Origin of the sequence: Virgibacillus sp. L01, from assembly GCF_052246775.1 — a bacterium.
Lineage (GTDB): Bacteria > Bacillota > Bacilli > Bacillales > Amphibacillaceae > Lentibacillus.
Window position 1 is genome coordinate 1 of record NZ_JBQQCP010000015.1, and the last position, 13,844, is coordinate 13,844.

Genomic DNA, 13,844 nt, shown 5'->3' on the forward strand with positions numbered 1-13,844 from the left:
TTTTTCATTTCATTGTTATAGGTATCGCTGGAATTTTAAATTTGGAAGTTTGGAGCAGAATTGAAAATAAAAACTTATCTCTGGCTGTCTTAATATTTTCTCTGGTTCTGTATTTCAGTTTAGGTTTATTTTTGACAAATAAAGGTTCCATTGGTCAAAATATCCAGACTGTTTTCTTAATCCCAATATTGAGTTTGCTACTATATCTAGGTACTTTACTACCTGCCACTGGTTTTGAAGGTTCAATGTTAAATTCTTTTAACTTTTTATATTTTGTAACTATTCAACCATTCTTAAATATAACAGGTATTCCTGCTAATTTTGATTATCCATTGATTTTCGCAATTGTTCCTGCTTTGATGTTATGGCTTGGCTTACAAGTAAAAAATGTCTTCATGAAAAGGGAAAACTCTTCTCATAGATTATTAAACTAAAGGGTGCAAGAGTTGAATAAGGAATTGAATAGCTTGTCCGATTATATATATTTGGAAGATTACTTTAAGAAGGGTTATCATAATAAATTCGAAAGTCGCAACAACAAAATTAGGAGGAAGACTATGAAACTTAGACAAATGGCTGTCGCTTTTCTTTTAAATGAGGAACAAGAAGTTTTATTTCTTCAGAAGAAGCCAAAGGATACAATGTTTGCAGGCTTTTTAGTCCCAATAGGCGGACATATTGAAAGTGATGAAATCAATGAACCTAAAAAGGCGTGTTTAAGAGAGATAGAGGAAGAAACAGGCTTGAAAGGCAACTACATAAATAATTTATCGCTTCGATATGTTGTACTTAGGACAAAAGAACATCAAGAAATCCGAATACAATATGTCTTCTTTGGAACTGTATCTAAAAATTCTACTTTAATTGAAAGTGATGAAGGGTCTTTAGAATGGGTCAAATTTAAAGATATTGCAAACCAAGATGTTTCAGCGACTACAAAAGAAATAGTTAAACATTACAACGGTATAGGTGATTCTACTGGAGAGATGTTTGTAGGTTCGATGAAATCTTTAAAAGGAGAACCAACAATTACTTGGGGATTATTAAAGGATTGGGAAGTACCCTTGTTGAACTCCCATGAAAATAAAAACTACTGAAAATCTAAAAAAGTGTATATTTAAATTGACCCAACAAAATGTTTTTTAAAAAAAAGCTGAGCCTGAAGTAACCTTTGTGAAAATGTATTGAATGTAATTGATCGCTTCCTTCTATGTTTAATAGAAATAAATAAGCAGGCTGGTGCAAAAACCAGATTAGGATTAATCTCCCATGAGTGCTACCCGTAAAGGGCGCGACAGTTAGTGATGCACCGTGGTCGTTGGAGTCAGACTAACGGATGGGCTTTATGGCACCATAGTTCATCGACCTTCTTCGCCAGCCGTACAATAAAGTATAGACAGAGATATACATTTTCATGCTCTGTGGTGCAGTGCTGGTCTTGCGCTGCATGTGTGACTATTTGCATTCAATACAATTGCAAAAACAAATCTTGTTCTTGGTTCTTTGGTTGAATCTTTAATCACTTGATTAACAAAACTTCTCGAATCTTCCTCTGTTATTAAGGGAATTTACTAATAGCGATTGGATTGATGTACATAAATACGCATCACAAGATATTGTTTGTCAATATCAACCTTGGGGACCTAATTATGATTGGTGCTGGGGAGTTTAACATTAGAGATTTTACTAACAAAATTGGAGAAGTCGCCTATATTGTAAATCCAGATTATTGGGGAAAAGGCATAGCAACAGATGTTGCTAAGTTATTGATTGGTTTTGGTTTTGAAGAACTTAAACTTCATCGTATATATGCTACTTGTGACCCTGTAAACATTGGTTCATCAAAAGTATTGGAAAAAGTTGGAATGACAAAGGAAGGAAAAATCCGTCAAGATTTGTTAATAAAAGATGGTTGGCGAGATTCTTTACTATATAGTGTTTTGGAACACGAAAGGAAAAAATAATATAACTAATCTTATTAAACAAACTGGTGCAAGAGTTGAACAAGGAGTTTGTACGAAAGCTCCTTGTTCTTATTGAACTAACGGTGCAGTAGAGTTTAATAAGGACATATGTTTTTTTTAGGGAGGATTAAAAATGAAATACATTAATGAAAGTATCGAAGGGTACAAAGGAAAGAAAATACCTTATACTTTATACGGCAAAAGTGAAAACTCACAGGATTTAGTGATATTACTTCCAGGTGCAGGTTATACGGTTAACAGTCCAGTTTTTCACTATTCTACTGGAGTATTTTTTAATAAATATAAAGATATCTTAGAAGTTAATTATCCTTATAATGATGGGTTTTACAACAATTTCACTCGCAATGAATTATATGAAGCGGTTAAAAGTGATTCAAAATTAGTCATAGATAAGGTACTAAACACTAACTCGTATATGAATTTTTATATTGTTGGTAAATCAATAGGGACAATTGCAATGAGTTCTGAATTGAAAAGAAATTGTTTCAGAGATGCTAAAACTATTTGGTTAACACCTATATTAGATTTAGATGAAGTTTTCACATCTATGGTAGATAGTAAAAACAAAGGTTTGTGCTTTATTGGTGATAAAGACCGTTTCTATACAGAGGAAAGGTTTAATGAAATAACAACAAACAAAAATATTATTTCTAAATTAATTCCTGGGGTTAATCATAGTCTCGACTACGATGAAGACATAACTAATTCAATAGATGTTTTAAAAGGTATAGTAGCCGATATAGAAAAATTTTAAATTACCTTTTACTTAATTACTTGTGAAAAGCTGTACTTAAGCTAACGGGTGCGTATCTACAACAAGCAGATATGCCTTTTTAATTAACGGACAGATTAAAGTAAATGGGAAATTTTAATTTGTCTTAGGAGAGATTTGGTTTTGATAAAGATTATTACATCATTGTTAGGGCTATCGATTCTTTTGTTGGTTGGGTGCTCTAATGAAGAGATAGCTAACCATCTTGTATTTGAAGGGAAGAGTGAACATTGGTATCCAAAGTTGGAGATTAAACAATCCAAAGACGAAAATGACTTTGGTGAATACAATTACAGCTTAAGCATGAGAACTGAATATATTGGTGACGACGCTGAAGAATTAGAAAGGACCAAAGATTTAGGTATTAAATGGCATATTGAAAGTGAGGATGATGTAGAGGATTATGGTGGTACATATTCTGATTTCCAAAGTTGGATTGGTAATGCTCCTGGAGGTAGTTTGACGGAAACGAATGCTAGTGAATTTTACACTCCAGAAGATGCAGAAATTAGAATAGTTATTAAATGGGGAAACGAAGAAGAAGTTATTCCATTAGAAAATACGACAATTGAATATAATAAATAAAGTGTTTGTTAAGCTAAAGGGTGCTTTAGTGGAACAAGGACAGTAAATAACAAATAAAAACGCTCAGAAATCTGGGCGTTTTTGCTTGCTATTTATATTGTTAATTTGTTATTAAACCATACGCTGATTAGTGTGTTAGTTGCATAGTTATTAATGTTTTTCCCTCCCAAAACTGAACCCGTTACTTAAATATGGGGGTTTTTAATTAGTATTCTAGCTTAAAAACATTAATGAATTTTTGGACTAAAAATAATTCAATATTTTTACCTAAAATTACAAACAAAAAGATACCATTTTGCCTTTTTTCCACACTTTAGTTTATAACACAACCAAGAATTATATATTTTCGTATTATATACCAAACAAATGAAAGGAGTAGTTTTTTATGAAGAGGCAAATAAGAAACAAGGACCTAAATGAATTTATGAAAAACCGTCATGCCCATGATAGATCAGGTAGACATCATAAGCGTCATCAAAATCTTAAACATGACAAACAACACGGCCGTGATGATGTCGAGAGCTTATGTGAACCGTTTGCTGAGATTCTAGGTGCAGACAGTCATCAAATAGTTAATGATGTTTGTGTAGCGACAAGATTTAGAAGCGAGTTAAATCCAACAATCTTAAACCGTGAAACGAACTCGCCTTTAGCTATTGCGGCTTTATTTTCTTTTGAAGACATTGATAGTAGTGGAGACGCGTTAAATCTTGGAGAAACCGTTATTTTACAAAATGAAACTCAGGAGTTTATTAGTAAACTTCGTGAAGAAGGATTAATTGTCACAGCATTACACAACCACTGGTTATTTGAAGACCCACGATTAATGTACATTCATTGGGAATCCGTTGAACCACCACTTGAATTTGCAAGAAAAACAGCTAGAGCATTCCGTGTTTTATAAAATTTAATTCACAGGTTATAATACCTCCTCGTTATTTATCTTAAGTGCTAATTGATTACTTATTTCTTTTTGTCAAATAGGGGGTCATGACACTTCTGTAGGCTACAGTCAGTTGCACTGGAAATATTTATTTTAAACATTTTAAAATAAGTAAAAACCATTAAAGCGTCCCTTGTCGGTTTTCTAAACTATGTGTCGCAGGTTCGAGTCCTGCCGGGGGCATCAGAATAAACGCAATTTATAGTAGGAGTTTATACTCCTTCCTATAATTGCGTTTTTAATATTTTAAGTAAATTACTTTTAAATTGTCACAGAATGTTCTAAAATAGAATTAAGTTACCAAAATGTTTAAACTATTTACAGAATTGCATATTTAATGCAACTTAATCGTATTCCTTAGTAAGAGGATTTGAAAACGATTCCAAAATTTTATGATGAGGTGATTATATGGACATGCAGCGTATACCTGCACAAGACGGAGATTACAATCTACAGGATTATTCAAAAACGCGCGAAACGTTTTCATGGGAAGAGGTAAATAAGAACTTTAGCTGGAATGATACTGGTAAAGTCAATATGGCATATGAGGCAATTGATCGCCATGCAGAAGATCCTGCCAAAAAAGATAAGGTTGCTTTGCTGTACTCTTCACCAGATCGTGAAGAGAAAATGACATTTGATGAACTGAGTAAGAAAAGTAACCAGTTTGCAAATGTATTAAAAGACCATGATATTGAAAAAGGAGATCGTGTGTTTTTATTCCTTCCAAGGAGTCCTGAATTTTACGCAGCGTTTTTTGGGATATTAAAAACTGGTGCAATTGCTGGTCCGTTATTTGAAGCGTTTATGGAGCAAGCTGTACGCGATCGTTTGCAGGATAGTGAAGCAAAAATGCTGATCACGACACCAGATTTACTGGATCGCGTTCCGCAAGAGGATCTACCTGATCTTGAGAAAATTGTATTGGTTGGTGACCATAGTGAGTCATCTGATAAATATGTTGATTATCAAAAGGAAATGAAAGATGCATCGACTGACTTTGATATTGAATGGGTCAGTTTAGAGGATGGTATGTTGATTCATTATACGTCTGGATCTACAGGTAAGCCTAAAGGTGTTTACCATGTACACAACGCAATGATACAGCACTTTGCAACTGCTGAGTGGGTTCTTGATTTAAAGGAAGATGATGTGTATTGGTGTACAGCTGATCCGGGTTGGGTTACAGGTACAAGTTATGGGATTTTTGCTCCATGGCTAAAAGGTGTTACGAATGTTGTTCGTGGTGGACGTTTTTCACCAGACAATTGGTACGGAACCTTGGATAAATTTAACGTAACTGTTTGGTATACAGCTCCGACAGCATTGCGCAAGCTTGTCAGTGCAGGTGAAGACGCTGTAAAAAAACATGACTTAACATCATTACGTCATCTTATGAGTGTCGGTGAACCATTGAATCCAGAAGTTATTACATGGGGTATGAAAGCATTTAATTTACGAATTCATGATACTTGGTGGATGACAGAAACAGGTGCTCAGCTTATTGTTAATATTCCAACAGAGGAAATTCGTCCTGGATCAATGGGTAAACCGATACCAGGTGTTGAAGCATCAATCGTTGATAACGAAGGAAATGAGCTGCCGCCAAACCAAATGGGTAACCTTGCTATTAAAGAAGGATGGCCGGCTATGATGCGTGCAATATGGAAACGACCGGAAAAGTTTGAAAGTTACTTTATAAATGGCTGGTATGTGTCTGGAGATAGTGCCTATAAAGATGAAGATGGCTATTTCTGGTTCCAGGGCCGCTTGGATGATGTTATTAATACATCTGGTGAGCGTGTTGGGCCGTTTGAAGTCGAAAGTAAATTGATAGAACACCCTGCTGTTGCTGAGGCTGGTGTAATTGGCAAACCGGATCCGGAGCGTGGGGAAATCATTAAAGCATTCATTACTTTAAACGATGGCTATAAAGATTCACCGGAACTACTTGAAGAAATACGTCAATTTATCAAGACTGGCTTAAGTGCACATGCTGCACCTCGTGAGCTAGAAGTGAAGGATACCATTCCCAAAACGCGCAGTGGTAAAATCATGCGTCGCCTTTTAAAATCATGGGAGTTAGGATTACCGACAGGAGATACATCAACGTTGGAAGAATAGAAAGTTAAAGGGTGCCGCATCTTATTGATCGGCACCCATGTTTTATTTTGTATAATGCGGGTAGACTCATTTATGTATCATCTTCTTAAAAGGAGCGGATTACAAATGGGTAAAAAAATAGCAGCAGTATTAACAAATATGTTTGAGGATGTAGAATTTACAGACCCAGCAAAAGAATTTAAGGATGCTGGACATGAAGTGGTAACAATAGAAAAAGAAAAGGGAAAACAAGTAACTGGTAAAAATAACGAGGCAACTGTCACTATTGATGAATCAATTGATAATGCAAGTCCAGAAGAATTTGATGCATTATTTATACCGGGTGGGTTTTCACCTGACCAATTACGAGCAGATGAGCGGTTCGTGACGTTCACCAAGCATTTTATGGATGTGAAAAAACCGGTATTAGCAATTTGCCATGGTCCACAGTTACTAATTACAGCTAAAGCTTTAGAAGGACGTAAAGCTACAGGTTTTAAATCTATACAAGTGGATATGGATTATGCTGGTGCAAATGTAAAAGACGAAGAAGTGGTTGTTTGTGACAACCAGCTTGTTACAAGTCGACAGCCAGATGATATTCCCGCATTTAATCGGGAGTCCCTTAAGCTTTTGAATAAATAAACACAAAACCCCTTAAGCGCTCGTACGCTAAGGGGTTTTTATCTTCACTCCAATTTTTCAATTGTAAAGTTATCCTGCAGCAGGAGCCAGTTTTGTGGAAACGCCAACCCGAGTTTCCAATAACTTATTCCACGTAATCCTAATTGTTTTATCAAATCAAATTTCGCCTGTATTGATCTGGCATCTTCAAACCATACCTCATGCTGATTCCCCTGATCATCTGTATACGTATAAAATGGTGCCTGTGCTTCTGTATCGTACTCAATAGCTACGTTCTGCTCTCGAGCCCTGGCAATTGCTTGTTGCGGACTGAGTGCTTCAGCAGGTTCACCACCTTCTTCATAAGGTAGTGTCCAGTCATAGCCGTACAGATTTTGCCCTAATAAAATTTTGTTTGCAGGCATTACACTCAAGGCAAAGTTAACGACTTTGCGAACTTCATTTATTGGTGAGACTGCCCTTGCTGGTCCGCCACTATAGCCCCATTCATAGGTCATTAGCACAACAAAATCCACTATTTCACCATGCACTGCGTAGTCATGGGCTTCGTACCATGCTCCCTCTTGTTCTGCACTGGTTTTTGGTGCTAGTGCAGTCGACATTAATAAGCCGGCTTCTGAAAGTCGCTGATTTGCTTTACGTAAAAAATTATTATACGCATCTCTATCATCTGGTGGCAAGAATTCAAAGTCGAAGTGAACATCAGTAAATCCAACCTCATTTGCTACATTAACGATATTGTCAAGCAACGTGTTTTGTACTGCTTGAACAGTCAGGATAATATGACCTAATTCTCTGCTGAATGATCCTTCCTCCAAGTTGGTTACAACAAGCATTAGTGAAACATTTTCAGCAGCTGCAATTTGCTTAAAGTTATCGAGTGGTGGTGCTGTAAGAGTTCCATCACGATTAACCCGATAGCTAAAAGGAGCAAGATACGTAAGATATGGTGCTGTTTTTTGTGCAGAATTAACTAACGTTTGTGAGACTTCATCACCAGTTGGCTCAATATAAGCATTCACAGTGATTTCACGCTGTGGTCTGGCGGGTATATACAGGCGTTGACCAACTGATAAAATGTTTCCAACCTGTATGTTGTTTATTTGAGCTAGTTGCTGATATGACATATTGAATTTTTGAGCAATGGAATACAAGCTGTCACCTGGTTGAACAGCATAAAACTCACCAGAAATAGGAATTACCAGTGATTGACCTACAACAAGGTTATTTGGTGTGTCCAGTTCATTGGCATCGATGACATCACTTGGGTTAGCCCCATATGTATTCGCGATTTCGTTTAGTGTATCCCCTTGTTGAACAACATAAATTTGCAAAAAAATCCCTCCCCCGGATTTCATCCTACTTACACTTTATGAGGAGGAGGGGATAGATATACCTTTAGATTGGTTTAGTGTTTGCCTTCATAACAGATTGCATTAAGTATAGTGCATACTCGTTTCCCTCTTTTTCTTCAGATGCCATACAATTTTCAGGGATATGCATCGTGTATTGGTACATATAGGCGTCTTTAGCGGTGAACAAAATACAGATGTCCCCAGCAATCCCTGCCATAATTAAATTGGTTTTGCCAAGATCCGTTAATAAAGCATGAAGGGGAGTTTGGAAAAAAGCTGAATGTTGTGGTTTAATTAGAAAATAGTCATCATCATCGGGCTTTAGATCGTGAATAATATGTTGACTGAGATTATTTTCACAATGCTTAATAATTTTACGAAAGTCTGCCTGCCACAAGCCATAATGATCATTTATATAGATAATTGGTATCTTTCTTCTTTTTGCAAAATCCCTCAAGTTCTTTAAATGTGGTAAAATTTCATTCGTATTCTTAAGAAGTTTTTCACTACCATCGAAATTAAAATCGTTAATAATATCTATAAATATAACCGCACTACTATCAAGATGAGAGTTCATATCAGGCTCCTTTCTATTTTTCATTATTACCTAACTGGATAATTTCAAACTTTGCGAGGTGTATGGATTTGGATGATGTAATATATATGCGTGATGCAATCAAACAAGCGATAAGAGCAAAAGAAATTGGTGAAGTTCCAATAGGAGCTGTAATCGTATTTAAGGATGAAATCATTGCGGCTGGATACAATGTACGTGAAACATCACAGGAAACTTTATCCCATGCTGAGCTAATCGCTATAAAAAGGGCAAATGAGAAAATAGGCAGCTGGAGGCTTGAGGATTGTACGTTATATGTAACGCTTGAGCCTTGTCCGATGTGTGCGGGCGCAATCGTACAATCACGAATCAAGCGTGTCGTATATGGTGCAGTTGATCAAAAAGCAGGCTGTGCAGGAACGCTGATGAATTTATTGGATGATGAACGTTTCAATCATCAAGTTGAACTTTCAAGTGGTGTTTTGGAAGAGGAATGTGGAAATCTGCTAACTGATTTTTTTAAGGATTTGCGGAAAAGGAAAAAGCAGTAACTTCCAAATAATCTCATCAATTTCTGATTGCATTATTACTGTAAAATCGTTATAATTGTTATTGCCGTGCTAAGTGGGGAGGTAGCGGTGCCCTGTACTCGCAATCCGCTATAGCGAGGCTGAATTCCCATTCGAGGTAAGACGACTTTAGGGTCTGCCTTAAGGGATTGGTGTTGACGCCGAGGTCCTGCGCAACAGAGACCCATGAATTCTGTCAGGTCCGGAAGGAAGCAGCAGTAAGTGGTTATCTCAGTGTGCCGCGGGGAAGCCTAGGCCGAGCCATGAACTTGAGTAACGCTTAGGGACGCCTTATCGACAATGGGTGCACGGTTACATAATTAAAGGCTGTATCAATATCCAATGTGATGTTTGATACAGCCTTTTTATTCATAACAGATTATTTTGGACGGTCGAGCACGTATTCGTACAAAATTAAATGAATTATTCGTTAAGGTTCACATTCACCCCAATAATGGAGTATAATTTAGATAGAATTCACAAAGGGGGACGTTCATTATGAGTTATCAGGCTTTATATCGTGTATGGCGTCCGAGAAACTTCCAGGATGTTGTGGGACAATCACATATTACTAGAACTTTGCAAAATGCTATAGTACAGGAGAAGTTCTCACACGCGTACATTTTTTCCGGACCACGTGGAACGGGGAAGACAAGTGCTGCGAAGATTTTCGCAAAAACGATAAACTGTGAAAATGCCCCTGTGAAAGAACCATGTAATGAGTGTACTTCATGCCGTGGAATCCAGGATGGCTCCATTTCTGATATTATTGAGATGGATGCTGCTTCACATACAAGTGTTGAAGATATCCGAGATATCCGTGATAAGGTTAAATATGCATCAAGTTCTGTGCCTTATAAGGTTTACATTATTGATGAGGTTCATATGATCTCGACGAATGCATTTAATGCATTGCTGAAGACATTAGAGGAGCCACCAAAGCATGTTGTGTTTATTTTAGCGACAACCGAACCACATAAAATACCACTGACAATTGTTTCGAGGTGCCAGCGCTTTGATTTTAAACCAATCTCCAGTCAGTCGATTGTAGAACGAATGAAGTCCATTATTGAAGCAGAAGGAATAACAGTATCGTCAGAAGCTTTAGAGACGATTGCATTAGCTGCTGAGGGCGGTATGCGTGATGCTTTAAGCATTCTTGATCAAGCAATCTCTTACAGTGATGAAGGGGTTGAATTGGAAGACGTCCTTGCTGTAACTGGTGGTGTGTCGCAGGAAATTCTAACAGATATTGTTAAAGCAATGCATGAAAAAAATGTACAAAGTGCTCTATCATTGTTGGATCAACTAATTCAACATGGAAAAGACCCGGCACGATTTGTATATGATCTCATTTATTTTTCACGCGATTTATTGCTTTACAAAAGTGCGCCATCTTTAGAAGGTATTCTGGAGCGGGCGATTATCGATGATGGTTTTAAACAATTGGCCGATAATGTTTCAATCGATTGGATTCAGGATGCAATCATGCAGCTTAACCACTGTCAGCAGGAAATAAAATGGACAAACAGCCCGAAAGTATTTATCGAAATTGCTTTACTTACGATTACGAATAAAGATAATAGGGAAAATGAAGCAAGTAATACTGCTGATTCCGAAGCGGTTACAAAACTTGTAAGCAGGCTGGAGCATTTAGAAAAAGAACTGGCGACATTAAAAGAAGCTCCTGCAAATCCAGCTCGTCAAGCTCCGTCAAACGAGCGAAAGCAATCCCAGCCCAGAACAACAAAGAATAGCTTTAAAGTTCCATATGAAAAAATTCGACATGTACTGCTGGAGGCACAAAAACCAGCATTAAAAGAAGTGCAATCACAATGGGCTTCATTTTTAAATAAACTGAAGACGACCAGCGCCCCTGCACATGCAACTATCCAGGATAGTAAGCCTGCAGCAGCATCAGATCAGGCACTTGTGGTTCAATTTAAGTACGAAATCCATTGTTCTTTATTTATGGATAACCGTGAAACAATTGAATCGGTGCTGACCAGTACTACGGGTAAAAAATTAACAATTATTCCAATTCCAGCGAATAATTGGCAGGAATTACGTAATGAATATATAAGTAAGCAGGAACAAGCAGCAACTACTGAGGATGATCAGCAAGAGAATCCGCTAGTTGAAGAAGCAAGGAAACTTGTTGGTGATGACCTATTGGAAGTTCACGATTAATAAGCGATATGAATAATAAATTTTGAGGAGGCGATTTCCATGAAAGGTGGAAATATGGGTAACATGATGAAGCAAATGCAAAAAATGCAGAAGAAAATGATGGCAGCACAGGAAGAATTACATGAATTGAGCTTTGAATCATCTGCAGGCGGCGGGATGGTTACCGTAGTTGCAAACGGCAAAAAAGAAATTACGGATGTTCAGATCAAGGAAGATGTAGTTGACCCAGATGATGTGGAAATGTTGCAGGACCTAATTCTTACAGCAACAAATGACGTTATAAAACAAATTGATGACAAAACAAATGACACGATGGGAGAATTCACAAAAGGAATGAATATGCCTGGAATGTTCTAGGGGGCGCTTTGATGTATTATCCAGAACCGATTTCTAAACTGATTGACAGTTTTACAAAATTGCCAGGTATCGGACCTAAAACTGCTGTTCGGCTGGCGTTTTTTGTGTTAAATATGAAAGATGATGACGTATTGGATTTCGCAAAGTCACTCGTAAATGCAAAGCGTGAACTCACACATTGTTCGACTTGTGGCCATATAACGGATCAGGATCCATGTTCGATTTGCCAGGATACTTCAAGAGACCAAGCGATTATTTGTGTTGTTCAAGATCCTAAAGATGTTATTGCAATGGAAAAAATGAAGGAGTTTCATGGTAAATATCATGTGCTGCATGGTGCTATATCCCCAATGGACGGAATTGGTCCAGAAGATATAAATGTGCCTGATTTGCTTAATAGGTTAAAGGATGAAGAAGTTGAAGAATTAATTCTTGCAACAAATCCGAATATCGAAGGGGAAGCAACAGCGATGTATATTTCCAGACTTGTTAAACCATCAGGGATTAAGACAAGCCGAATCGCGCATGGTTTACCTGTCGGCGGCGACTTGGAATATGCTGATGAGGTAACTTTATCAAAAGCACTGGAAGGCAGAAGAGATTTGTAGCACTTTCAGAGAGTACAATGAAAAAGGAAAACGTGACTTTCGCCGAACTTGGCGATAGGCCAAGTTTTATAAAAGTTAGGTGACAACATGGCTAGAAAAAACAAGAAGCTGAAACAATCAGTAGATGAGCAATTATTAGAGTCTATCTTTACAATAGAGCGGGAATGGAAACAGATTCAATCAATTGTTGAAAAAAGTATCGAGCCAACAGAAGATGGTTATTTTAAAAAGAACATTTCCCAGGCAAAGTACTTGTTTTTACTACGTGAAGCACGACGAAGAAAAATTAGCGCAATTCGATATAATAAATAGTTTAAAGTTCTTTTTCTTGTTCTCTTTTCATATGTAAGTAGTAAGGGACAAGTTAAAGGAGTGATTTGACGTGGGTTCAACAATTGTTATATCGATTATGGTTGCTTTAATAGTAATCCTATTATTTGTAGGTGCTCCTGTGAAACCAATGCGCTTTATTGGAAGCAGTACCATTAAATTGGGAATTGGCATTTTGTTTTTATTTTTCTTTAATGTATTCGGAGGGGCTATCGGGCTGCATATTCCTATCAATCTATTTACCGTAGTTATCTCTGGGTTTTTAGGATTGTTTGGTGTAACCTCTCTCGCAGCTATTCATCTATTTGTGATATAACCAATAAGTATTAAATGCATGTGGAATCTAGTTGAATCCACGTGCGTTTTTAATTTGTGGGCTGTTTTTCTAAAGGATTGGTGTTGTTGCAGTATGAGATCTTGTATCTTTTCCTAACGGCTAAAAAGATATAAAATGCGAAGTACTTTTAAAAAAGTTTGAGTGCAATGATGCCGCTGCGTAGTCTTATCTAGGCCTCAGCTCCCACAGGAGTCTACGTGTATTTCCTCCGCTGTTGACTGGAGTAGAAATCCCTATAGAAGAAATGTGTGACAGCACTACACTAGTCCGGGTGAGCGGAGGGCGGTGACTCCTGCGGGAATAGCAACAGCTGAAGATCCCGCAGGAAGCGGTTTTTGCTTCCGAGGAAGCTGAAGCGTTGCCCGTGGAAAGCGTCCGCCCGTAGCGACCCCGGACGGAAGGACGAGAGTTTATAGATTTTATTCCTGCAGTTACTTAGTAGTTTATATCAACTGCGACCTAAAACTCCCATAATAAGATAAGGTTAGCGGATTTGGACAATCATCTGA

15 protein-coding genes, 1 other RNA gene and 1 pseudogene are annotated in these 13,844 nt (G+C 37.4%); 15 read left to right on the forward strand and 2 right to left on the reverse strand.

From position 1 onward, the window contains the following. From ACTWQM_RS19050 to ACTWQM_RS19085, 8 genes and pseudogenes are all read left to right on the forward strand, one after another. Positions 1 to 434 (forward strand): hypothetical protein (locus ACTWQM_RS19050; RefSeq protein WP_443259728.1); only part of this gene is annotated, 434 nt, incomplete at its 5' end. Positions 435 to 557: 123 nt separating this feature from the next. After that, entirely contained in the window at positions 558 to 1,097 is a 540-nt protein-coding gene (locus ACTWQM_RS19055) for an NUDIX hydrolase (RefSeq protein WP_443259729.1), read from the forward strand. A gap of 455 nt (positions 1,098 to 1,552) precedes the next feature. After that, positions 1,553 to 1,964: pseudogene (locus ACTWQM_RS19060) on the forward strand (GNAT family N-acetyltransferase). Positions 1,965 to 2,097: 133 nt separating this feature from the next. After that, positions 2,098 to 2,739 (forward strand): alpha/beta hydrolase, encoded by a 642-nt coding sequence (locus ACTWQM_RS19065; RefSeq protein ID WP_443259730.1) that lies wholly within the window; start codon positions 2,098 to 2,100, stop codon positions 2,737 to 2,739. A gap of 141 nt (positions 2,740 to 2,880) precedes the next feature. Then, on the forward strand, positions 2,881 to 3,342 hold the full coding sequence (locus ACTWQM_RS19070) for a hypothetical protein (protein WP_443258478.1): 462 nt from the start codon (positions 2,881 to 2,883) through the stop codon (positions 3,340 to 3,342). Between the two features lie 385 nt (positions 3,343 to 3,727). Then, a complete protein-coding gene (locus ACTWQM_RS19075; RefSeq protein WP_443259731.1) occupies positions 3,728 to 4,246 on the forward strand; it encodes a DUF1259 domain-containing protein in 519 nt (172 codons plus the stop codon). A 447-nt stretch (positions 4,247 to 4,693) separates the two neighbouring features. Then, a complete protein-coding gene (gene acsA / locus ACTWQM_RS19080) occupies positions 4,694 to 6,409 on the forward strand; it encodes an acetate--CoA ligase (RefSeq protein WP_443259732.1) in 1,716 nt (571 codons plus the stop codon). 105 nt (positions 6,410 to 6,514) lie between these two features. Further along, positions 6,515 to 7,033, forward strand: a complete 519-nt coding sequence (locus ACTWQM_RS19085; protein ID WP_443259733.1) for a type 1 glutamine amidotransferase domain-containing protein — start codon at positions 6,515 to 6,517, stop codon at positions 7,031 to 7,033. Positions 7,034 to 7,077: 44 nt separating this feature from the next. On the opposite strand, the gene ACTWQM_RS19090 is transcribed toward ACTWQM_RS19085, so the two are convergent. Together ACTWQM_RS19090 and ACTWQM_RS19095 are read right to left on the reverse strand one after the other, a co-directional pair. Beyond that, entirely contained in the window at positions 7,078 to 8,367 is a 1,290-nt protein-coding gene (locus ACTWQM_RS19090; RefSeq protein WP_443259734.1) for a LysM peptidoglycan-binding domain-containing protein, read from the reverse strand. 64 nt (positions 8,368 to 8,431) lie between these two features. After that, positions 8,432 to 8,989: an isochorismatase family cysteine hydrolase gene (locus tag ACTWQM_RS19095; protein ID WP_443259735.1), complete on the reverse strand. Its 558-nt coding sequence runs from the start codon at positions 8,987 to 8,989 to the stop codon at positions 8,432 to 8,434. 38 nt (positions 8,990 to 9,027) lie between these two features. On the opposite strand from ACTWQM_RS19095, the gene tadA reads away from it, so the two are divergent. The 7 genes from tadA to ACTWQM_RS19130 all read left to right on the forward strand — a co-directional run bounded on the left by tadA (position 9,028) and on the right by ACTWQM_RS19130 (position 13,314). Then, positions 9,028 to 9,495: a tRNA adenosine(34) deaminase TadA gene (tadA, locus tag ACTWQM_RS19100; protein ID WP_443259736.1), complete on the forward strand. Its 468-nt coding sequence runs from the start codon at positions 9,028 to 9,030 to the stop codon at positions 9,493 to 9,495. Positions 9,496 to 9,559: 64 nt separating this feature from the next. After that, positions 9,560 to 9,825, forward strand: an RNA gene (ffs, locus tag ACTWQM_RS19105) — signal recognition particle sRNA large type. 186 nt (positions 9,826 to 10,011) lie between these two features. Further along, complete coding sequence (gene dnaX / locus ACTWQM_RS19110) at positions 10,012 to 11,703, forward strand: DNA polymerase III subunit gamma/tau (protein ID WP_443259737.1); 1,692 nt, start codon at positions 10,012 to 10,014, stop codon at positions 11,701 to 11,703. Between the two features lie 39 nt (positions 11,704 to 11,742). Beyond that, positions 11,743 to 12,060: a YbaB/EbfC family nucleoid-associated protein gene (locus tag ACTWQM_RS19115; RefSeq protein WP_443259738.1), complete on the forward strand. Its 318-nt coding sequence runs from the start codon at positions 11,743 to 11,745 to the stop codon at positions 12,058 to 12,060. 11 nt (positions 12,061 to 12,071) lie between these two features. Then, entirely contained in the window at positions 12,072 to 12,668 is a 597-nt protein-coding gene (gene recR, locus ACTWQM_RS19120) for a recombination mediator RecR (RefSeq protein ID WP_443259739.1), read from the forward strand. Between the two features lie 87 nt (positions 12,669 to 12,755). Further along, a complete protein-coding gene (locus ACTWQM_RS19125) occupies positions 12,756 to 12,980 on the forward strand; it encodes a YaaL family protein (RefSeq protein WP_443259740.1) in 225 nt (74 codons plus the stop codon). A 70-nt stretch (positions 12,981 to 13,050) separates the two neighbouring features. Beyond that, the gene (locus ACTWQM_RS19130) at positions 13,051 to 13,314 is read left to right on the forward strand and encodes a pro-sigmaK processing inhibitor BofA family protein (protein ID WP_092490973.1); all 264 of its coding nucleotides are present in this window, start codon (positions 13,051 to 13,053) and stop codon (positions 13,312 to 13,314) included. The last annotated feature ends 530 nt before the right edge of the window (positions 13,315 to 13,844 follow it).

Coding starts and splice junctions, on each gene's coding strand:
- ACTWQM_RS19075 (WP_443259731.1), top strand. CDS start 3,728: ATGAAGAGGCAAATAAGAAACAAGGACCTAAATGAATTTATGAAAAAC.
- recR (WP_443259739.1), top strand. CDS start 12,072: ATGTATTATCCAGAACCGATTTCTAAACTGATTGACAGTTTTACAAAA.
- ACTWQM_RS19085 (WP_443259733.1), top strand. CDS start 6,515: ATGGGTAAAAAAATAGCAGCAGTATTAACAAATATGTTTGAGGATGTA.
- ACTWQM_RS19125 (WP_443259740.1), top strand. CDS start 12,756: ATGGCTAGAAAAAACAAGAAGCTGAAACAATCAGTAGATGAGCAATTA.
- ACTWQM_RS19055 (WP_443259729.1), top strand. CDS start 558: ATGAAACTTAGACAAATGGCTGTCGCTTTTCTTTTAAATGAGGAACAA.
- ACTWQM_RS19115 (WP_443259738.1), top strand. CDS start 11,743: ATGAAAGGTGGAAATATGGGTAACATGATGAAGCAAATGCAAAAAATG.
- ACTWQM_RS19095 (WP_443259735.1), bottom strand. CDS start 8,989: ATGAAAAATAGAAAGGAGCCTGATATGAACTCTCATCTTGATAGTAGT.
- tadA (WP_443259736.1), top strand. CDS start 9,028: ATGGATTTGGATGATGTAATATATATGCGTGATGCAATCAAACAAGCG.
- ACTWQM_RS19065 (WP_443259730.1), top strand. CDS start 2,098: ATGAAATACATTAATGAAAGTATCGAAGGGTACAAAGGAAAGAAAATA.
- acsA (WP_443259732.1), top strand. CDS start 4,694: ATGGACATGCAGCGTATACCTGCACAAGACGGAGATTACAATCTACAG.
- dnaX (WP_443259737.1), top strand. CDS start 10,012: ATGAGTTATCAGGCTTTATATCGTGTATGGCGTCCGAGAAACTTCCAG.